This window comes from Cnuibacter physcomitrellae (genome assembly GCF_014640535.1).
Taxonomy (GTDB): Bacteria; Actinomycetota; Actinomycetes; order Actinomycetales; family Microbacteriaceae; genus Cnuibacter; species Cnuibacter physcomitrellae.
In genome coordinates this window covers 115,906-135,299 of the sequence record NZ_BMHD01000002.1, presented here as the reverse complement: position 1 = coordinate 135,299, position 19,394 = coordinate 115,906, and the positions used below count along the sequence as shown (strand labels likewise).

At 71.4% G+C, this 19,394-nt stretch carries 17 protein-coding genes and 1 riboswitch; of the genes, 10 read left to right on the top strand and 7 right to left on the bottom strand.

What is annotated here, in order from left to right; all coding sequences use genetic code 11:
- The gene (locus tag IEX69_RS17520) at nt 1-501 is read left to right on the top strand and encodes a hypothetical protein (RefSeq protein ID WP_085019008.1); all 501 of its coding nucleotides are present in this window, start codon (nt 1-3) and stop codon (nt 499-501) included.
- Nucleotides 502-522: 21 nt separating this feature from the next.
- Here IEX69_RS17520 and IEX69_RS17515 read toward each other — a convergent pair whose 3' ends face one another.
- Nucleotides 523-1,107: a TIGR03086 family metal-binding protein gene (locus IEX69_RS17515; RefSeq protein ID WP_085019009.1), complete on the bottom strand. Its 585-nt coding sequence runs from the start codon at nt 1,105-1,107 to the stop codon at nt 523-525.
- A gap of 76 nt (nt 1,108-1,183) precedes the next feature.
- Between IEX69_RS17515 and IEX69_RS17510 the strand changes: the two genes are divergently transcribed.
- The gene (locus IEX69_RS17510) at nt 1,184-1,672 is read left to right on the top strand and encodes a GNAT family N-acetyltransferase (protein WP_217348680.1); all 489 of its coding nucleotides are present in this window, start codon (nt 1,184-1,186) and stop codon (nt 1,670-1,672) included.
- 15 nt (nt 1,673-1,687) lie between these two features.
- On the opposite strand, the gene IEX69_RS17505 is transcribed toward IEX69_RS17510, so the two are convergent.
- Together IEX69_RS17505 and IEX69_RS17500 are read right to left on the bottom strand one after the other, a co-directional pair.
- Complete coding sequence (locus tag IEX69_RS17505; protein WP_085019011.1) at nt 1,688-4,219, bottom strand: bifunctional lysylphosphatidylglycerol flippase/synthetase MprF; 2,532 nt, start codon at nt 4,217-4,219, stop codon at nt 1,688-1,690.
- Entirely contained in the window at nt 4,216-5,529 is a 1,314-nt protein-coding gene (locus IEX69_RS17500; RefSeq protein ID WP_085019012.1) for an alpha/beta hydrolase, read from the bottom strand. The genes IEX69_RS17505 and IEX69_RS17500 overlap by 4 nt, the downstream gene beginning before the upstream one ends.
- Nucleotides 5,530-5,661: 132 nt before the next feature.
- Here IEX69_RS17500 and IEX69_RS17495 point away from each other — a divergent pair, with 132 nt between their 5' ends.
- Both IEX69_RS17495 and IEX69_RS17490 read left to right on the top strand, forming a co-directional pair.
- On the top strand, nt 5,662-6,897 hold the full coding sequence (locus tag IEX69_RS17495; protein ID WP_085021382.1) for a DNA polymerase IV: 1,236 nt from the start codon (nt 5,662-5,664) through the stop codon (nt 6,895-6,897).
- 24 nt (nt 6,898-6,921) lie between these two features.
- Nucleotides 6,922-7,326, top strand: coding sequence for a hypothetical protein (locus IEX69_RS17490; protein WP_085019013.1), 405 nt, complete (start codon nt 6,922-6,924; stop codon nt 7,324-7,326).
- Nucleotides 7,327-7,410: 84 nt separating this feature from the next.
- On the opposite strand, the gene treZ is transcribed toward IEX69_RS17490, so the two are convergent.
- The 3 genes from treZ to glgX are packed head-to-tail and all read right to left on the bottom strand — an operon-like array spanning nt 7,411 to nt 13,685.
- Nucleotides 7,411-9,153 (bottom strand): malto-oligosyltrehalose trehalohydrolase, encoded by a 1,743-nt coding sequence (gene treZ, locus IEX69_RS17485; protein WP_229756450.1) that lies wholly within the window; start codon nt 9,151-9,153, stop codon nt 7,411-7,413.
- A gap of 3 nt (nt 9,154-9,156) precedes the next feature.
- Nucleotides 9,157-11,475, bottom strand: a complete 2,319-nt coding sequence (treY, locus tag IEX69_RS17480) for a malto-oligosyltrehalose synthase (RefSeq protein ID WP_085019014.1) — start codon at nt 11,473-11,475, stop codon at nt 9,157-9,159.
- Between the two features lie 8 nt (nt 11,476-11,483).
- Complete coding sequence (gene glgX / locus IEX69_RS17475) at nt 11,484-13,685, bottom strand: glycogen debranching protein GlgX (protein ID WP_085019015.1); 2,202 nt, start codon at nt 13,683-13,685, stop codon at nt 11,484-11,486.
- 116 nt (nt 13,686-13,801) lie between these two features.
- On the opposite strand from glgX, the gene IEX69_RS17470 reads away from it, so the two are divergent.
- The 5 genes from IEX69_RS17470 to IEX69_RS17450 all read left to right on the top strand — a co-directional run bounded on the left by IEX69_RS17470 (nt 13,802) and on the right by IEX69_RS17450 (nt 17,776).
- Nucleotides 13,802-14,146, top strand: a complete 345-nt coding sequence (locus IEX69_RS17470) for a spore germination protein GerW family protein (protein ID WP_085019016.1) — start codon at nt 13,802-13,804, stop codon at nt 14,144-14,146.
- A 25-nt stretch (nt 14,147-14,171) separates the two neighbouring features.
- Nucleotides 14,172-14,281, top strand: a riboswitch (TPP riboswitch).
- A gap of 66 nt (nt 14,282-14,347) precedes the next feature.
- Nucleotides 14,348-14,983 (top strand): ECF transporter S component, encoded by a 636-nt coding sequence (locus IEX69_RS17465; protein WP_085021384.1) that lies wholly within the window; start codon nt 14,348-14,350, stop codon nt 14,981-14,983.
- Entirely contained in the window at nt 14,980-16,506 is a 1,527-nt protein-coding gene (locus IEX69_RS17460) for an ABC transporter ATP-binding protein (RefSeq protein WP_229756449.1), read from the top strand. The genes IEX69_RS17465 and IEX69_RS17460 overlap by 4 nt, the downstream gene beginning before the upstream one ends.
- Nucleotides 16,503-17,285, top strand: a complete 783-nt coding sequence (locus IEX69_RS17455; RefSeq protein ID WP_229756448.1) for an energy-coupling factor transporter transmembrane component T family protein — start codon at nt 16,503-16,505, stop codon at nt 17,283-17,285. The genes IEX69_RS17460 and IEX69_RS17455 overlap by 4 nt, the downstream gene beginning before the upstream one ends.
- A 2-nt stretch (nt 17,286-17,287) precedes the next feature.
- Complete coding sequence (locus IEX69_RS17450) at nt 17,288-17,776, top strand: nucleoside/nucleotide kinase family protein (protein WP_085019018.1); 489 nt, start codon at nt 17,288-17,290, stop codon at nt 17,774-17,776.
- Nucleotides 17,777-17,799: 23 nt separating this feature from the next.
- On the opposite strand, the gene IEX69_RS17445 is transcribed toward IEX69_RS17450, so the two are convergent.
- Nucleotides 17,800-18,459, bottom strand: a complete 660-nt coding sequence (locus IEX69_RS17445) for a DUF8185 domain-containing protein (RefSeq protein ID WP_085019019.1) — start codon at nt 18,457-18,459, stop codon at nt 17,800-17,802.
- A 57-nt stretch (nt 18,460-18,516) separates the two neighbouring features.
- Between IEX69_RS17445 and IEX69_RS17440 the strand changes: the two genes are divergently transcribed.
- A complete protein-coding gene (locus tag IEX69_RS17440; protein WP_157127122.1) occupies nt 18,517-19,392 on the top strand; it encodes an acyl-CoA thioesterase in 876 nt (291 codons plus the stop codon).
- Nucleotides 19,393-19,394: the final 2 nt, after the last annotated feature.

Sequence of the window (19,394 nt, the reverse complement as noted above, 5' to 3'; positions counted from 1 at the left end):
ATGCAGGTCCTCATCGCCCAGGCCGTGATCGCCACCATCAGCGTCGCCGGGGGAGCGCTCATCGCCCTCGCCGTCGAGCGCTGGAGAGGCAGGCGCAGCGAGCGCCTCACCGAGGTGAGCGCGCTGCGCCTGCTCATCGTCGAGATCGCCGCCCGTCGGGCCCTCGCGCACGACTTCACCGCGCCTCCGCTGACGCTCGACCGGGCCGACCCGTCCTCCGACCTCAACTCGGCTGTCCGATCGATCCGCCTGCTGCGGAAGGACGTCCGGGCCGCCCGGGCGGAGCTCCGAGCGGCCTCCTCCGCGTGGGGCGAGCTCGACGAGATGGTCGCGGCCTGCAACGTGTTCATCGAGGCGACGGAGGCGCATCCGCAGGATCTCGCCGTCGAGGTCGACCGGCTCCGGAGCCGCCTCGAGGCGGCGGTACGCGGGCTCGTGGCCCTGTACCCCGACGCGCTGGAGCTCCGGCTCCCCGGATCGATGGCGTACGCCTCGCGCTGAGCGCGCGCCCGTGACGGGCCGCTATCGCGGGTCGCGGCCCGTCACGGCGAGCAGACGCACGAGGAGCGGGGCGTCGTCGGGCACCGCCACCGGGGAGGCATAGAGCCCGCTCGCCTCGAGGGTGTCGCGCTGCGGCTCGAACACCGTCCAGACGGCGGCGACGAGGTCCTCGTCGAGCTCCTCCGACGCACCGACCGCGCGGGCGAGATCCCAGGAGTGGATGGTGACGTCGGCCACCTGCTCCTTGAGGTAGTCGATGACGTCGACCGTGTCGTACGAGAGGTTGACCCGCGAACCGGGCTGGGCATCGCGCCAGGCCGTGGTCGCCGCGAGCGAGTATCGATGCCACTCCATCCGGAGGTCGTCCTCGATGCGGTCCAGGCGCGAGCGGGCCTGCTTCGTGGTGAGACCGGAGAGCAGCCAGGGCACCCACTGCTGCTCCTCGATGACGTGGCGGACCAGGGCGGCCACGTCCCATTCGGTGTCGGGCGTGGGCGCGGACCAGTCGGTCACCGCAGCGAGTCGGGTGGCGAACTCGCGGTGGGCGGTGCGCTGGTGACGCAGCCAGGTGGTGGTCTCATCGGTCAAGGCGGGGGTGAGGGACATGGGGACCTCCGATCGGGGCTCGATCACGTCAAGACGAGTCCAGGGGAGAGTATTCCACCCGGTACGCTCGGATCCCGTGCCGATCGTGTTCCGTCCGCTGTCCGAGAACGATCTCGCCCGCGTGGCGGCTCTCAACACCGACGCGGTGCCCGCCGTCAACGATCTGACGATCGCCGAGCTGCGGACGCTCGTCGGGCGCTGCGGCCTCGCCGTCGCCGCGCTGGAGGACGACGAGCTGCTCGGCTTCCTCCTCGCGCTGGAGCCGGGCGCGGACTACGCGAGCGAGAACTACCGCTGGTTCTCGGAGCGGTCGACCGACTTCCTCTACGTGGACCGGATCGTCGTCGATCCGTCGGCGCACGGCCGGGGCATCGGCCGGGGGCTGTACGAGCAGGCGTTCGTGGCGGCCGAGGGGGAGCGCGCGAGGGTCTGCTGCGAGGTCAACACGCTCCCGCCCAATCCGGAGTCGATGGCCTTCCATGCCCGCCTCGGCTTCACCGAGGTCGGACGGCAGTCCACGAAGGGCGGCACCGTGGAGGTGGCGCTCCTCGAGCGGACGCTCTGACCTCGCCGGACGCCTCTACTGCCGCTGCATCTGACCGAGCAGTCGCACCGCGTGCCGGGCCGAGAGCGTCGGCAGGTACGCGCGGGCGATCGCGGCTCCGATCGACGGGAGGGTGATCGGGTCGCGGTAGCAGAGCGCCAGCTCGCGGAGCTCCGGGCGGAACTTCATCTTGAAGCGCAGCAGCGACCGGAAGCCGTAGACGGGCTCGAGAGCCCGGGCCACGAACGCCAGGAAGGCCGCCGTGGCGCCGGACGGGGCCTCCGACGCCGCGGCGCCCTGTGCCGCCTCGGGTCCGCTCGCGACGGCGAGAGGAGCCGCCGACAGGCTCACGAACTCGATGTCCTCCTGCGTCGCCCGCTGGATCGTCTCGGCGATGAGGAACTCCATCACGCCGTTGATGCTGTCGGGATGGCGGCGCATGAAGTCGAGCGTGAGCCCGATGCGCCGTCCGTCCCGGAACGTGGGGAGCCAGCTCGTCACACCCTGCACGCGACCGTCATCGTCGACCGCGAGCATGAGGGCCACCTCGGGGTCCGCCAGCTCGTCGATGCCGCCGAGCGTGAAGCCCATCTCCGGGAGCCCCTTCTCGGCCACCCACAGCTCGGAGATCTCCCGCACCTGCGCGGCCAGGTCGGGTGTCAGAGCCGGGTACGTCGTCCACACGTCGTGCACGCCCTCCCGGGCCGCCCGGTTGATCGACGTCCGGATGTCCTGCATCCGCTTGCCCTCCAGCGTGAACTCGCCCGGTCGCACCACCGTCTCCTCCGCGACCCGCATCGACTCCCATCCGTCGGCCGCGAGCTCGGAGCGGAGGGCGTCCGAGACGGAGTAGAACGCGCACGTCCAGCCGTGCTCGATGCAGAAGCGCTCGAACTCGAGCGCGACGGCGTGCTGACGTCCGGCGGGGGCCAGGGGCTCCGCCGTCGTGATCGCGACGTTGCCCTCCACCCGATAGGCCACCGCCGACCCGTCCGCCGCGAACCAGTACTCGTTGCCCGTCCAGGTCGCCATCCACGCCAGGTCGCCACCCGCACCGGACTTCACCAGCTCGCGGATGCGCGCCGGGCCGCTGCTCTCGCGGACGAGGCGGACGCGGCGCATGCTGATCACCGCCAGTACCATCACGGCCACCCAGTACACGGTGCCGACCCACTGGTACATCGCGATCGCGACGGGTCCCGTCGGGAAGACGTCGACCGGCTCGAACGAGAGGAAGCTGGCGGGGATGAACCGCTCCGGCAGATCGAGGAGCAGCGAGGAGAGCGAGGCGGTCGGCGAGAACTGGTGGCGGAAGACGAGCGAGAGGCTCACGTACGCACTCGCGACGACGACGAAGAGGCCCGCAGCCACCGCGAAGAAGCGGAGCGCGGTGCGCACCCCCGCCTCCCTGGGGAAGAGGCGGAGGCTCGCGACGAGCGCGATCGCCACCGCGAGCGGGAACAGCACCGAGACGACGACGAAGACGCCGTAGTGCTCGACGGCGGAGGTCTGGAAGACCGTGGTCTCCGTCGGCGCCACCAGGGGGAAGAAGCCGTAGTACACCGCCGCGAGGAGGGTGAGCATCACGTTGATCCCGACGGCCAGCCAGAGCGCCATCCGGCGACCGTGCCGGATGCCCCAGGCCGCGAGCACCAGGGCGACGAGGGGGAGGAACGAGAGGGCGACGGCGCCCGGGCCGTCCAGGCGCGAAAGCGCCAGGGCGTCGACGCACTTGCGGCTGAAGTCGCCCGTGGCGCAGTGCTCCGCGACGCGCTGGTAGTCGCGGAGCGGGTCGCGGAAGAGCTGCCCGAGCGGGTTGAGCAGGCTGGTCGAGTCGGGGGCCGCGAGCGTGATGAGCGGGCCGAGCCCGGTGATGGCGACCACGGCCGCGAGGATCGTCCTCGCCTCGCGGTGGGTCGATCGCGGGATGCGGAGGGTCACCCTCCGATCGGCCAGCAGCATCCCGAGGAGCAGCCCCACCGCGGCCGCCAGGAGGCGGAAGATGTCGGACTGCTGCCCGGAGTACAGCACGAACGTGAGCAGGGAGACGAACCCGATCACCCGGATGCGGCGGCGGAGCACCGGACCCGTGAACGCCGTCGCGGTCATCACCACGCCGACGACGGCGATGATCGGATCGAGGGTCCGCGTGCCGCGGGACTGCTCGGCCGGGTAGAGGTGGACGGCGACGCCGAGGGAGTCGAGCAGGAGCCCGAGCACGATGCCCAGGACGCTGACCACGACGAAGGCCACGACGGTGCGCCAGTGGCCGAGACGGCGCTCCGACCAGCCGAGGCACAGCACGGCCACGATCGCGACGACGACGAGCAGCCCCGGCGTGCGCACGAAGAACACCGACGACAGCAGGGAGAACCAGTCGTGACGCAGGAAGACCGTGTCGAAGCCGGTGGAGACGAGCGTGTCGAGCTGAGCCGTCATCCGCCCGGCGTGCAACGACAGCCGCACGATCGTCGCCGCGAGCACCAGTCCGACGATCGTCCAGGTCACCGGGATCGATCGGGCCCACCGGCCCGCGGCGCGGAGACGGTGGGCGAGGCGGGCCTTCATCGGTTCAGCCCCCAGCGGTCGGCGATCAGGCCGAGCCCCTGCTGGAAGGTGTACGCCCAGGCCGTGGCGTCGTGGGCGCTGTCCGGCGCCTCGACGTAGACGGCGTCGATGCCGGCAGCGAGGGCATCCTGATAGAGGGTCTGTACGCCCGGCTTGAAGCCCGAGTCGTTCGCCCCGACGCCGAAGACGGCGTACATGTTCGTATAGGGCGCCTTGGCGGCCATGATGGCTGCCGGGGTGGCCGCCTCGTAGGCGGCGCTGTCGCCGCCGAAGCCCTGATCGATGGTCTTCTGCTCGTCGCCGAGGGAGGGGGCGAGCTCGCCGGAGGCGTCGAGGATGGCGCTGAACAGCTCGGGATGGGCGGCGCCGAGCTGGATGGAGCAGGTCCCGCCCTGCGACAATCCGCCGATGCCCCAGTAGTCGGGAGAGTCGAGCACGGGCAGGTTCGAGCGGATCCAGGTCGGCACGTCGACCGTGAGGTAGGTCGCCGAGTTGCCCAGCGGCGAGTCGATGCACATCGGGTTCGCCTGGGGGCTGCCCAGCTGGTCGGGGGAGACCACGATGGGGGCGAGCCCCTGGTGCTGGGCGGCGTAGGCGTCGAGGCTCCGCTGCAGCTTGGCGGCGGAGAGCGGCGCATCCGGGTTGCCGGGCTGACCGGACAGCACGATGAGGACGGGCAGGAGCGGAGGGTTGGCGGTGAGCGCCGCGGGCGGGAGGTAGACGTCGGCGGGGCGCGCCGGGAAGCCCGAGACGGTGGCGGGGATCTCGACCTCGCCCACCGTGCCGTGGTCGGGCATCCCGTTCGGGGCCGTCCAGGTGGCGATCGTGGAGCGTGCCGTCCCGGCGGGAGGTGCGGAGATCTGAGGGAGCGGGTTGCCCTGATAGGCGCTGAGGCCCAGAGCGCTCCGCACCGTGGGGTACTGGCCGATGTCGATGTTGATGCTCATCGCGGTGGTCGCGGCGAACAGCAGCAGAGCCAGCGCGGAGGCGACGATGCGACGCCAGGTGGCCCGGACGAAGGACGCGGCGGCCAGGGCCATGCCGGCGAAGCCCACCGCGATCCAGGTGTGCACCACGGCGGAGAGGACCACGCCGAAGACGTTCGCCCAGTCGCTGACGATCCAGGTCGCGACGAGCCCGACGACCGCGCCGGCGACGAGGGCGACGGCCGCTACGAGCAGCCAGCGGCGCCGAGACCAGCGGCGGCTCGGCCGCACCGCGATCAGCAGCAGCGCGACGAGGGCGGACACCGCGTAGACCACGATCACCAGAGGGCCTGAGATGATGCTCAGGTCGAGGATCGCTGTCATGCCGTTCCCGTCGGTCGGTCGTGCTGCCCGCTGGGAGGGCAGCCTCCAGTATCACGGTTCCGCGCTGAGTCCGCGATGAATGCCGCGCTCGCGGACGCCTCGGCGTCGGTGGTGGCGTCTATGCTCGGACGCATGTCCGGACTTCCCGAGCCGAGTCCGCCGATCCTGCACGTCGACATGGATGCGTTCTTCGCGTCGGTCGAGCTGCTCTCGCGTCCCGAGCTGCGCGGGAAGCCGGTGATCGTGGGCGGCCGCTCGCCCCGCAGCGTGGTCACGAGCGCCACCTACGAGGCCAGGCGGTACGGGGTGCACTCGGCCATGCCGGTCGGGGCGGCCCTTCGTCTCTGCCCGAACGCGGTCGTGGTCGAGCCGCACATGAGCCGATACCGGGAGTACTCCAGGGTGGTGATGGGGCTCTTCCGCGAGGTGACGCCCCTGGTCGAGCCCCTCAGCATCGACGAGGCCTTCCTCGACGTGTCCGGTGCCCGGAGGCTCCTGGGGGAGTCCGACCGGATCGCCGCCGACCTGCGGGCCCGGGTCCTGGCCGAGACGGGGCTCACCTGCTCCGTCGGCGTGGCGGCCACCAAGTTCATGGCCAAGCTCGCCTCCGGCCGGGCGAAGCCCGACGGGATGCTCGTGATCCGCGCCTCCGAGACCCTCGCCTACCTGCATCCCCTTCCTGTGCGCGCGCTCTGGGGCGTCGGAGCCCGCACCGCGGAGCAGCTGGAGAGGCTGGGCCTGCGCACGGTGGGCGACATCGCCGACGCTCCGCTCGACACGGTCGTCCGCGCCGTGGGGCAGGCGACCGGCACGAAGCTGCACGAGCTCGCCCTCGGTCACGACGACAGGGCGGTCGAGACGGAGAGCACCGAGAAGAGCGTCGGGCACGAGCGCACCTTCGACACCGACGTGTCCGACCTCGACGAGCTGAGGCGGGAGGTGCTCGCCCAGGCCGGCCGGGTCGCCGCCCGCCTGCGCGCCTCCGGCGTGGAGGGGAGGACGGTGGCGTTGAAGCTCCGGTTCTCCGACTTCACCACCATCACCCGGTCCCACACGCTCTCGACACCCACCGACCTCGGTCGACGCATCTTCGACGAGGCCTGGGAGGTGTTCTCCGGGATCGACCTCGCCGGGCGGTCGGTCCGGCTGATCGGGGTGCGCATGGAGCAGCTGGCACCCGCGGGTCGCGTCTCCTCGCAGCCCGCGCTCTTCCCCGGCGACGACGAGCCGGCCGAGGAGTGGCACGACGCCGAGAAGACCATCGACCAGGTCACGGCGCGCTTCGGGATCGACTCGGTCCGTCCGGCGTCCCTCGTCCGCGCGCCCCGCTCCGGCGAGACCGCCGACCGCAACGGCACCCGCCGCTGACGTCCCTCGCGCGATACTGACTCCATGGGCAGGCCGGCGACGTTCCCCTTCACCCCGACGTCGGCGACTCAGCTACGGATCGGGGACGTGATCGCCGTGTCGCGGAGCGACGGGCGATGGGGATGCCTGCAGGTCACCGACCTGAAGGACAGCGGCACGGGTTCGCGAACGAACCTGGTCGTCGGCGTCCTTCCCTGGGTGGGCGACAGTCTCCCGGGCATGGCGGAACTGGCGGGTGTGAAGGTCATCCAGCAGGGGCTGACCGGCATCAGGATCTTCACCGAGGGCGGCGCTCGGGTCATCGGCTGGTTCGAGCCCGTTCCCACCGGCCTGCCGTCGAGCTTCCGGGACTTCGGCGTGGGCACGTCCACCCAGGTGTGGGGGTGGCGCGCTGCGCTGGGCCGATCGGAGGCGTTGGTCCCCGGATGAGTCCGCCGAACAGCGAGAAGCGGCCCTCCCGGAGTGTGGGGAAGGGCCGCTCCTCGCCGTTCGAGCCGCGGTCAGGCGGGGCGGTCAGGCGCGGCGGGCGACCACGACCGAGTGCGGAGCGCCGAGCGTCTCGGCCGCGAGCGGCGCGGAGCGGAGGAACGCCGCGGTGTCGAGCAGAGGCTCGCCCGCCTGCGGAGCCACCGCGGTCACGTCGACGGGCGAGTCCGAGAGGTTGACCACGAGCACGTAGGGCGCCCGATCCAGCACCAGCCAGCGGGCGTCCTCGTCGTAGGAGACGGCCACGTCGTCGAACGTCAGCTCGACGAGGTCGGGCCGCAGCTCGGCGAGCCGCTGGTACAGCGCCAGCATCCGGGCATGCTCGGGCTGCTCGGGTTCGGACCAGTCGAGCTTCGAACGCTCGAAGGTGGCCGGATCCTGCGGGTCGGGCACCGAGGACTCGTCCCAGCCCATCTTTGCGAACTCGGCGATGCGGCCCTTCGCCGTCGCCTCCCCGAGCTCCGGCTCGGGATGCGAGGTGAAGAACTGCCACGGCGTCGTCGCCGACCACTCCTCGCCCATGAACAGCATGGGTGTGAAGGGCCCGAGCATGGTCAGCGCGGCCGCGATCGCCAGGCGGTCGGCGTCGAGCGTCGCCGTGAGCCTGTCGCCGATGGCGCGGTTGCCGATCTGGTCGTGGTTCTGGTTGGCCACCACGAGCCGCCAGGTCGCGGTGTTCTCGCGGTCGATCGGGACGCCGTGGTCGCGCTCGCGGAAGCTCGAGTACGTGCCGTCGTGGTAGAACCCCTTGGTCAGCACCTTCGCCAGCGCTCCCACCGACTCGAAGTCGGCGTAGTAGCCGATCGTCTCGCCCGTGAGGTTGACGTGGACGGCGTGGTGGAAGTCGTCGCTCCACTGGCCGGTGAGACCGTGGCCGCCCTCGGAGCGCTCCGTGAACATCACGGGGTCGTTGAGGTCGGACTCGGCGATGAGGGAGACCGAGCGCCCCTCCGACTGCGCGAACTCGTCGACGGCCGCCGACAGCTCGGCCAGCAGGTGCACCGGGCCGTGGTCGACCAGGGCGTGGACCGCGTCGAGCCTCAGACCGTCGACACGGTAGTCGTCGAGCCACATGAGTGCGTTGTCGATGATGAACGACCGCACCTCGGTCGACCCCTCGCCGTCGAGGTTGATCGAGGCGCCCCAGGTGTTGGCCGACGCGTCATGGAGGTACGGACCGAACGTCGGCAGGTAGTTGCCGCTCGGACCGAGGTGGTTGTAGACCACGTCCTGGATGACGGCCAGCCCGGCCTGGTGGGCCGCGTCGACGAAGCGGCGGTATCCCTCCGGGCCGCCGTACAGCTCGTGCACGGCGTACCAGTCGACCCCGTCGTAGCCCCAGTTGTACTCGCCATTGAAGTCGTTGACGGGCAGGAGCTCGATGTGCGTGACACCGATCGACCGGAGATGGTCGAACCGGGTGGCTGCAGCCTCGAGCGTGCCCTCCGGCGTGAAGGTGCCGATGTGCAGCTCGTAGATCTCCGCGTCGGCGAGCGGCACCGGCGTGAAGCCGGCGTCGTGCCACTCGAAGCCGCGAGGATCATCGGTTCGGGACAGGCCGTGTACTCCGGACGGCTGGCGGCGGGACCGCGGGTCGGGGAAGGGGCCCTCGCCGTCGAGCAGGTAGCCGTAGTCGACCCCGCCGCGCCAGGGCACGTCGGTCGTCCACCAGCCGTCGCCGGCGGGGGTCATCTCGTGCGTCTCGCCGTCGAGGACGATCGAGACGGTGGACGCGCGGGGAGCCCACACGTCGTAGTCGCAGCGCAGCACGGGTCAGTCCTCCGGTTCGGTGACGAGGGCCACCGGGTAGGTCGAGAGCAGGTCGGCGAGTCGGATGCGGCCGCCGTCGAGGCGGCGTCCGGTGAGGAGCTCGACGAGCTCGCCGCCCGGCAGCTCGATCTCGGTGTCGCCCCAGCCGCCGCGGGCGGCGAGCCCGATCGGCAGGCGCGTCGCGACGGTGATCGCGCCGCCGCGGTCGAAGGCGAGGACGTGGTCGGCGGCCTCGCCCTCCGCGACGAGCGGGCGGTACCCCGTGAAGAGCTCGGGACGGTCGCGCCGCAGCCGCAGCGCACGCGACACGACGAGGAGCTTGGCGGCGCCCTCGTCGTCGACCGGGGGCGTCCACCCGCCGTCGAGGCGGTCGAGCGTCGTCACCCGCGCGCGGTAGTCGACCGGGCGGCGGTTGTCGGGGTCGACGAGGGAGCGGTCCCAGAGCTCGGTGCCCTGGTACACGTCGGGTACTCCGGGGGCGGTCAGCTGCACGAGCTTCTCGCCGAGCGAGTTCGACCAGCCGGCCTCACGCAGACGCGCCACCACGTCCTCGACGATCTCCCGCACCGCAGGGTCGTCGTACGCGGCGTCGACGGCGGCATGCATGCGCGCCTCGAACTCCTCGTCGACGTCGAGCCACGCCGTCGAGTCGCCGGCCTCGCGGGCCGCCTTCTCGGCGTAGGCGTGGGCGCGCTCCCGCGACAGCGGCCACGCGCCGACGACGGCCTGCCAGAGAAGGTTCTCGAACGACCCGTCTCCCACGGGAGCAGCTTCGCGGAGCCGACCCAGCGCATCCGCCCACTCGCCGGGGATCTCGGCGAGCGCACTGATGCGGGCACGGGTGTCCTCGGACCGCTTCGTGTCGTGGGTGGACAACGTGGTCATCGAGTCGGGCAGCACCGAGGCGCGGTGCGCCTGGAGCTCGTGGAAGCGGGCGGGGGAGACGCTGAACTCCTGCGGCTCGGCTCCCACCTCGGTGAGGCTGGTGAGGCGGGTGTAGCGGTAGAACGCGCAGTCCTCGACGCCCTTCGCCATCACCATGCCCGAGGTCTGCTGGAAGCGGATGCTCGGAGCCGTCCCGGTGCGCTGGAAGGCGGCGGCGAGGTCGTCGAGCACGGCGGCGAGGTCGGGGCGGCGCTGCTTCGCCGCCTCGAGCGTCTGGGTCCACGCCTCCGTGCCGTGCGGCAGGTAGGAGCGGTACACGGGGAAGCAGGTGAGCAGCTCCGCGATGCCGTCGTGCAGCACCGCCTCGTCGTCGGTCGCGTCGATGCCGCCTGCCCGCACGATGTCGCGGGCCAGTCGCCGCACCTCGGACTGCAGGATGCCGTCTGCGACGGCCCGCTTCGTGTCGTGGATCAGGTCGGCGTAGCTCTGCGGGCGCCCGCGCAGTTCGTCGGCCAGCGCCGTCAGCGGCGCCTCGCCCGCCGGGTCGACGAACACGCGGTCGAGGATCGCGAGCGCGTCGTAGCCGGTCGTGCCCGCGGAGGGCCAGTCGGGGTGCAGGGGCTCGTCGCCCTCGAGGATCTTCTCGATGAGGACGTACCGGCCGCCGGTGAGCTCCGCGAGGTCGCTGATGTAGCCACCCGGGTCGGCCAACCCGTCCGGGTGGTCGACGCGGAGGCCGTCGGCCAGTCCCTCGTCGAACCAGCGCCGGATCTCGGCGTGCGACTCGTCGAACACCCACGGCACCTCGACGCGCACCGCCGCGAGGGTGGAGACGGCGAAGAAGCGACGGTAGTTGAGGTCGGTGCTCTCGAGCCGCCAGTCGACCAGACGGTAGTGCTGCCGATCGTGGACCGCCTGGGCATCGTCGCCACCTGTGCCCGGTGCGATCGGGTACCGGTTGTCGAAGTACACCAGCTCGTCGCCCTCGACGACGAGGTCGGCCGTCGAGGAGTCGCCGAGCACGGGGATGAGGATGCGGCCGTCGCCGGCCTCCCAGTCGACGTCGAACGCCTCGGCGTAGCGCGACTCCCGCCCGTAGGTGAGGAGGTCCCACCACCACGGGTTCTGCGCGGGCGTCGCGACACCGACGTGGTTCGGCACGATGTCGACGAGCAGCCCCACGCCGTCCTCGCGCGCCGCGGCGACGAGCGCGTCGAAGCCCTCCTCGCCGCCGCGCTCGCGGTCGATGCGGGAGTGGTCGGTGACGTCGTACCCGTGCTGCGAGCCGGCCTCCGCCTGCAGGATCGGCGACACGTACACCCAGTCGACGCCGAGCCGGCGCAGGTACGGCACCAGCTCCGCGGCGTCGGTGAGAGTGAACTCCGGCGTGATCTGCAGCCGGTACGTCGACCGCGGGATGCGGGCCTCGTCGCTCATCGTGCTCCTCACTGGAGGTTGGGCAGGGTGATCGCGGAGGTGACCACCGCATCCGCCTGAGCCGTGAGCGAGGCCGCCACGGAGTGATCGGGCTCGAGCTCGGGCTCGCTGTGGGCGATGAGCACGACCATCGACTTCTGCTCGACCGTGATGGTCTCCCCGGCCTGCACCGTGAGGAGGTCGGCGGAGGCGCCGGCGGTGTCGATCACGACATCCCAGGCCTCGCTGTACTCGGCCTGCGGGATCGTGAACGTGACGTCGGAGTCGTCGGCGTTGAAGTAGAGCAGGAAGTTCTCGTCGACCAGGGCCTGGCCGCGGGAGTCGCGCGCCCGGATGCCCTGCCCGTTGAGGAAGACGCCCACCGAGCGCGACAGCGGCGCATCCCACTCCTCGGGCTCCATCGGGGTGGCGTCGGAGTTCAGCCACACGATGTCGGGCAGGGGCTCGCCCTCGCCGCGGCGCACCGGACGTCCGTCGAAGAAGGTGGATCGGCGGAAGGTCGGGTGGTCCTTGCGCAGCCGGGTCACGGCCGCGGTGAACTCGACGAGCGGGGCGTCCTCCGTCTCCCAGTGGATCCAGGTGAGCTCGTTGTCCTGCGCGTAGGTGTTGTTGTTGCCGTCCTGCGTGCGGCCCATCTCGTCGCCGTGGAGCACCATCGGCACACCCTGGGAGAGCAGGAGCGTGGCGAGGAAGTTGCGCTGCTGGCGCGCACGGAGGGCGAGCACGGCGGGGTCGTCGGTCGGACCCTCGACGCCGCAGTTCCAGGACCGGTTCGACGACTCCCCGTCGTTGTTGTCCTCGCCGTTGGCCTCGTTGTGCTTCTCGTTGTACGAGACGAGGTCGCGCAGCGTGAAGCCGTCGTGCGCGGTGACGAAGTTGATCGACGCCACCGGGCGACGGCCGTCGCGCTCGTAGAGGTCGGCCGAGCCGGTGAACCGGCTGGCGAACTCGCCGAGGGTCGACGGCTCGCCGCGCCAGAAGTCGCGCACGGTGTCGCGGTACTTGCCGTTCCACTCCGTCCACTGCGGAGGGAAGTTGCCGACCTGGTACCCGCCGGGGCCGACGTCCCAGGGCTCGGCGATGAGCTTGACCTGCGAGACCACTGGATCCTGCTGCACGAGCTCGAAGAAGCTCGACAGTCGGTCGACCTCGTAGAACTCGCGGGCGAGCGTCGCGGCGAGGTCGAAGCGGAACCCGTCGACGTGCATCTCGGTGACCCAGTAGCGCAGCGAGTCCATGATCAGCTGCAGGGAGTGCGGCTGTCGGACGTTCAGCGAGTTGCCGGTGCCCGTGTAGTCCATGTAGTACTTCGGGTCGTCGTCGACGAGGCGGTAGTAGGCCGCGTTGTCGATGCCTCGGAACGACAGCGTCGGCCCGAGGTGGTTGCCCTCCGCGGTGTGGTTGTAGACCACGTCGAGGATGACCTCGATGCCGGCGGCGTGCAGGGTCTTCACCATGCCCTTGAACTCCTGCACCTGCTGACCGTGATCGCCCGTGGACGAGTAGGCGTGGTGCGGGGCGAAGAAGCCGATGGTGTTGTAGCCCCAGTAGTTCGACAGCCCCTTGTCGACGAGCGTGGAGTCGTTGACGAACTGGTGCACCGGCATCAGCTCGATCGCGGTGACGCCGAGCTTCCGGAGGTGCTCGACCACGGCGGGGTGCGCGACTCCCGCGTAGGTGCCGCGCTGCTCCTCCGGCACGGCCGGGTGCAGCTCTGTGAGACCCTTCACGTGGGCCTCGTAGATCACTGACTGGTTGTAGGGGATGCGCAGCCGTCGGTCGCCCGACCAGTCGAAGAACGGGTTGATGACCACGCCATGGGTCATGTGGCCGGCCGAGTCGTCGTCGTTGCGCGAGTCGGGGTCGCCGAAGTTGTAGGAGAACAACGACTGGTCCCAGTCGATGCCGCCGCTCGTCGCCTTGGCGTACGGGTCGAGCAGGATCTTGTTGGGGTTGCAGCGGAGCCCCTTCTCCGGCTCGTACGGCCCGTAGACGCGGTAGCCGTAGCGCTGGCCCGGCTGCACCTGGGGGAGGTAGGCGTGCCAGACGAAGGCGTCGACGTCGATGAGCTCGACCCGCGTCTCCTCGCCCTGCTCGTCGAACAGGCAGAGCTCGACCTTCTCGGCCACCTCGCTGAACAGGGCGAAGTTGGTGCCGCTCCCGTCGTAGGTCGCGCCGAGCGGATAGGCCGTACCGGGCCAGGACTGCATCTGATCTCCTCAGGGGATTCGGGGTCTCGCGTGCTCACCGTACCGGGATCGGCCGACGGCGCACACAGCTTCAGGGTGCCCGTGCGTGCGGGGTGCTTCAGCGGTAGCGTGGATGCATGACTCAGCTGGTCGAGAAGGTCACCGAGCCGCTCAAGCGCCTCGGCGTGGACGCGTCCTACGGGGCTCCGGTCGAGATCGACGGAGCGACCATCGTTCCCGTCGCGCTGGTGTGGTTCGGCTTCGGCGGCGGCAACGGCAACATGGGGGCGAAGTCCGACGCCGACGCGGAGGGGGAGGGCTTCGGCGGCGGCGGCGTGAGCGTCCCGATCGGGGCGTACGTCACCACGTCGCTCGGCGTGCGGTTCCAGCCGAACCTCATCGCGCTCCTCGCGGTCGGCATCCCGTTCGTCCTCGTCGCCGGCCACGTGCTCGCCAAGCTGGTGAAGGCCGCCAAGAAGTAGTCGGCGGCATCCTGCGCTAGGATCGCCAGGAAAACACGGGAGTCCGGTGAGCCGGGCTGAGAGGGAGGTTCTCAACCTCCGACCGTCGAACCTGATCTGGGTCATGCCAGCGCAGGGAGGCAGTTCTCCTCATCGCCGTGTCCGCACACGAGCGGATGCGGCGACCCGTGCCCACGCATCACGCGATCGAAGGGGCACGACGTGCACACCACCATCACCTCCACCACCGGACCCGGCCTCGGCTCGGGTCGACGCCGCTCGCTCCGCTGGCGAGTCGTCGACATCGTCGTCGCGAGCGTCGTCGGAGTCGCCGCCGGGCTCGTCTTCTGGGTCTGGAACCTCGCCTACGCCCCCGTGGGGGCGCCGCTCGAGGCCCTCCTGCCCGGTGCCCAGGCCCTCCTCTATGGTGTCTGGCTCTTCGCCGGGGTCCTCGGCGGGCTCATCGTCCGGAAGCCGGGAGCGGCGCTCTACACCGAGCTCGTCGCCGCGGTGGTCTCGGCGCTCATCGGCACCCAGTGGGGCGTCGCGACTCTGCTCTCCGGCCTCGCTCAGGGGCTCGGGGCCGAGATCGTGTTCGCGCTCTTCCTCTACGCCAACTACCGGGTCTACGTGGCCGTCCTGGCGGGCGCGGGCGCGGGCGTCGGCATGGCGGTGAACGATCTCATCACCTGGTACGTCGGCGCCGACACCGTGTTCATGGTCGTGTACGCGGTGTGCTCCGTCATCGGAGGTGCGATCATCGCGGGCCTCGGGTCGTGGCTGATCGTGCGGGGCCTCGCCCGCACCGGCGCCCTCAACCGCTTCGCCGCAGGACGCGAGGCGGTCCGCCGAGCGTGAGCGCCGACGCGGTCCGCGCGTCGGCCGCCCGGGTGTCGGCGCGCGGGTGGGGCTGGCGCCACGCCGGCCGCGAGGAGTGGGCCGTGCGCGACCTCGACCTCGTCATCGAGCCGGGCGAGCGGGTCCTCGTGCTCGGGGCGTCGGGAGCGGGCAAGTCCACGCTCCTGCAGGCGATGGCCGGGGTGCTCGGCGGCGCGGAGGAGGGCGACGAGGTCGGCGAGCTCCTGCTCGACGGCGTGCGTCCGGAGGAGGTGCGCGGACGCGCCGGGCTCCTGCTCCAGGACCCGGACGCCCACCTCGTGCTCGCTCGCGTCGGAGACGACATCGCCTTCGGATGCGAGAACCTCGGCGTGCCGCGGGACGAGATCTGGCGTCGGGTGGGGGAGTCGCTCGACGCGGTCGGCCTCGACCTGCCGCTCGACCACGCGACCTCGGAGCTCTCGGGCGGTCAGAAGCAGCGGGTGGCGCTCGCCGGCGTGCTCGCCATGAGGCCGGGCCTGATCCTCCTCGACGAGCCCACCGCCAACCTCGACCCCGACGGGGTGATCGAGGTGCGCGACACGGTCGACAGGGTGGTGCGGTCGACAGGAGCGACCCTGGTCGTCATCGAGCACCGGGTCGACGTCTGGCTCGACGTCGTCGAGCGGATCGTGGTGCTGGACGCCGAGGGCGGCGTGCTCGCCGACGGCCCCGCTCGGCAGGTCATCGCCGCGGAGGGGCGGCGGCTCGCCGACGCCGGCGTCTGGGTCCCGGGCATCGACCCGCTCGGCGGACGAGCGGCGCGCTCCACGAACGCCGACGATCGACCGGCAGCCGACACGGCGCGGTCCGAGCTGCTCACGGCCGGCGCGCTCGCGGTGGCCCGCGTGCCCGGCCGACCCGTGGCATCCGACATCGAGCTCGTCCTCTCCGCCGGCCGGGCCCTCGTGGTCACCGGTCCGAACGGGGCGGGGAAGTCGACCCTCGCGCTCACCCTCGCCGGGCTCATCCCGCCCGAGGCGGGCGAGGTGCGGGCGTCGGACGAGCTGGCGACGGGCGCCGGCCCGCATCCGGCCCGCTGGCGTTCTCGTGAGCTCCTCACGCGCATCGGCACGGTCTTCCAGGATCCCGAGCACCAGTTCGTCTCGGGCACGGTCGAGGACGAGCTGACGGTGTCGCTCAAGGCGCTCCGGCTCCCGAAGCCCGAGATCCGCGACAGGGTCTCCGCGATGCTCGAGCGGATGCGGCTCGCTCCGCTCGCGCGCGCCAACCCGTACACCCTCTCCGGCGGGCAGAAGCGGCGGCTCTCCGTCGCCTCCGCCCTCATCGCGCGCCCGCGCGTGCTCGTGCTCGACGAGCCCACCTTCGGGCAGGACTCGCGCACCTGGGCCGAACTGGTGCTGCTGCTCGGCGACCTCCTCGACGAGGGATGCGCGGTGATCGCCATCACGCACGACCGCGCCTTCATCCGGGCGCTGGCCGACCAGGAGCTCGTGGTCCGCGACGGCGGCGCCCTCGTCGTGCCGAAGGGGGTCGCGGCGTGAGCGGGGTCCTGGGCTCGGTGCGGGCGCCCCGGCTCGCGGCGTTCAACGCGGTCGCGAAGATCGCGGCCGGTCTCGGGTTGAGCCTGCTCCTGCTGGTCACGATCGACTGGGTGTCCGCCCTCGTCGCGCTCGCGCTCGAGGCCGTCTTCATCGCGTGGAGCGGCATCGGCTTCCGAGTGCTGCTGCGCCGCACGGTCGCGATCTGGATCGCCGCACCGCTCGCCGGTCTGACGACCGCGCTGTACGGCGTCGCGTCCGGCACGACGTACGTCCAGTGGGGCCTGATCCACGTCTCCGACGGGTCGATCGCGCTGGCGATCGCGACGGCGCTGCGCATCCTCGCCATCGGCCTCCCCGCGGTGGTGCTCTTCATCACGATCGACCCGACCGATCTCGCCGACGGCCTGGCGCAGGTCTGGCACCTCCCGTCGCGCTTCGTGCTCGGCGCGCTGGCGGGGATGCGTCTCGTCGGGCTCTTCCTCGACGACTGGCGCCAGCTCGAGCTGGCCCGACGGGCGCGGGGCCTGGGCGACACCGGGAGGATCCGACGGTTCGTCGGTCAGGCGTTCGCGCTGCTCGTGCTCTCCATCCGCCGGGGCAGCAAGCTGGCGACGGCGATGGAGGCCAGGGGATTCGGCGCCCGCGCGGACCGGACGTGGGCCAGGTCTTCCCGGTTCCGCGCGCGGGACTGGCTGCTCCTCGGCGGTGCGCTGCTGGTCGGGGCGACGGCGCTCCTGGTCTCGATCGCGGTGGGCTCCTTCACGTTCGTGGTGCGCTGAGCATGGTCGTGATCCTGATCGACGGGCCCTCCGGCTCGGGCAAGACCGACCTGGCGGCGACCATCGTGCGGCGCTGGTCCGGGCCGGACGTGCCGCAGGTCGTCCACCTCGACGACGTCTACCCCGGCTGGGGCGGTCTGCGAGCCGCGAGCGAGCACGTCGTGACCGAGCTCCTGCGCCCGCTCCGCGACGGGGGAGTGCCCCGATGGCAGCGCTGGGACTGGGACCGCGACGAGTTCGCCGAGTGGCACTCGGTCGACCCGTCGAGGCCCCTCCTCGTGGAGGGGTGCGGGGCGCTCAGCCGCGCGAGCGCACCGCTCAGCGACCTCGCGATCTGGGTCGAGACCGACGACGTGGAGCGCCGGCGCAGGGCGATCGCGCGCGATGGCGAGGCGTACGAGCGGCACTGGGACGAGTGGGAGGGCCAGTGGTCGGCGTTCGTCGCCGCGGAGGACCCGCGGTCGCTCGCCACCCTCGTGGTGCCGACCTAGTCGGCGCGCCGGTCGACTGCGCGTCACCAGTGCACGAGCACGTGCCCCCGGCGGGTCGAGACGCGCACCCACGACGAGGCCTCGTACACGGCCGCGTCGTCATCGCGCCGGAGGAAGCCGAGGCTGTAGGCGGCGAAGGCCGCCGCCGCAGGCACGCGGGCGCCCACGTCGGGGATGAGGCGGGTCCACACCGCACCGCGGAGCTTCCGGACGACCTGCTCTCCGACCTCCGACGGGACCGCGTCGGCGATCTCGGAGATGCCGGCCTTCGCGATGTCCTCCAGCTGCCGGGGGTCGGTCGTGCCGACCCGGCGCCAGCCGCCTCGCGGCGGGCTGATCCCCGCCCAGGCGACGCCCGCGTCGGGCAACGGGAGCGGCACCTCGATGGGGCCGCCCTCCCGATCGACCGAGAGGGAGAGCATGGCGAGGCGGTCGAGGAGCCCGCGGATCGAGACCACGACGTCGAAGTCCTCGGTCGAGGCGAGGGCGAAGGTGCGCAGCCCCAGGACGGTGGGCGACGAGTCGAGCAGGCCCTTGGGGGTGAGCACGGGCGTGTAGACGGCGAGCACACCGAGGCTGCCGATCAACCTCACCGACCCGTTCTCGACGCGTGCGGAGCGACCGAGGAAGACCTTGAGGTCGCCGAGGGACGGCGCATCGACGAGGGAGAGACTCTGGACCATCAGTGCTGTCTAAACTACTTCACAGACGACTCACCGGCACGTCACCTGGAGGTCCTGTTGCCCGACCCATTGGCCGCATTCCTCACGACGCTCGATCTCGCCGACACCGGAGCCCGCACCACGGAGGACATCTTCACCGGTCCGAGCCAGGAGATGCCGGGTGGTCGCGTATTCGGCGGCCAGGTCCTGGCGCAGTCGGTGGTCGCCGCAGCGCGCACCGTCGAGCCCGACCGGCCGGTGCACTCCCTGCACGGCTACTTCCTCCGTCCGGGCGACGCGACGAAGCCGATCACGTTCGCGGTCGACCGGATCCACGACGGCCGCTCCTTCTCCACCAGGAGGACGCAGGCCTACCAGAACGGCGTGCCCATCCTCTCCGGCATCATGTCATTCCAGACCGAGGACGAGGGGCTCGAGCACCAGATCGAGATGCCGACCGGAATGCCGGAGCCCGAGGAGCTGCCGAGCGCGCGCGAGGTGCTCGACGCGACCGATCACCCGGTCGCGAAGGTCTGGGCGGAGACGAGGGCGTTCGACATGCGCCACGTGTCGTCCCCGGTCTACGTCACGGTCGAGGGGGATCACGTCGCGAGTCAGGCCGTGTGGGTGAAGGCGCTGGGGACTCTGCCCGACGACCCGACCATCCACCGTGCCGCCTTGGCCTACGTCAGCGACTACACCATCCTCGAGCCGGTGATGCGCCGGCACGGCGTCGCGTGGGCCCGGCCCGACTTCGCCATGGCGAGCCTCGACCACGGCATGTGGTGGCACCGGTTCGCCCGCGCCGACGACTGGATCCTCTACACGCAGGAGTCGCCGACCTCGGGCGGGGGGCGGGGGCTCGCGCTGGGGCGGATGTTCGACCGTGAGGGGCGTCTCATCGCCTCGGTCGCCCAGGAGGGCATGATCCGCGTGGGCAAGCGCCCCTCGTAGCG

Coding starts and splice junctions, on each gene's coding strand:
- glgX (WP_085019015.1), bottom strand. CDS start 13,685: ATGCAGTCCTGGCCCGGTACGGCCTATCCGCTCGGCGCGACCTACGAC.
- IEX69_RS17515 (WP_085019009.1), bottom strand. CDS start 1,107: ATGTCCCTCACCCCCGCCTTGACCGATGAGACCACCACCTGGCTGCGT.
- treY (WP_085019014.1), bottom strand. CDS start 11,475: ATGAGCGACGAGGCCCGCATCCCGCGGTCGACGTACCGGCTGCAGATC.
- IEX69_RS17500 (WP_085019012.1), bottom strand. CDS start 5,529: ATGACAGCGATCCTCGACCTGAGCATCATCTCAGGCCCTCTGGTGATC.
- IEX69_RS17505 (WP_085019011.1), bottom strand. CDS start 4,219: ATGAAGGCCCGCCTCGCCCACCGTCTCCGCGCCGCGGGCCGGTGGGCC.
- IEX69_RS17445 (WP_085019019.1), bottom strand. CDS start 18,459: ATGGTCCAGAGTCTCTCCCTCGTCGATGCGCCGTCCCTCGGCGACCTC.
- IEX69_RS17450 (WP_085019018.1), top strand. CDS start 17,288: ATGGTCGTGATCCTGATCGACGGGCCCTCCGGCTCGGGCAAGACCGAC.
- IEX69_RS17490 (WP_085019013.1), top strand. CDS start 6,922: ATGGGCAGGCCGGCGACGTTCCCCTTCACCCCGACGTCGGCGACTCAG.
- IEX69_RS17470 (WP_085019016.1), top strand. CDS start 13,802: ATGACTCAGCTGGTCGAGAAGGTCACCGAGCCGCTCAAGCGCCTCGGC.
- IEX69_RS17520 (WP_085019008.1), top strand. CDS start 1: ATGCAGGTCCTCATCGCCCAGGCCGTGATCGCCACCATCAGCGTCGCC.
- IEX69_RS17495 (WP_085021382.1), top strand. CDS start 5,662: ATGTCCGGACTTCCCGAGCCGAGTCCGCCGATCCTGCACGTCGACATG.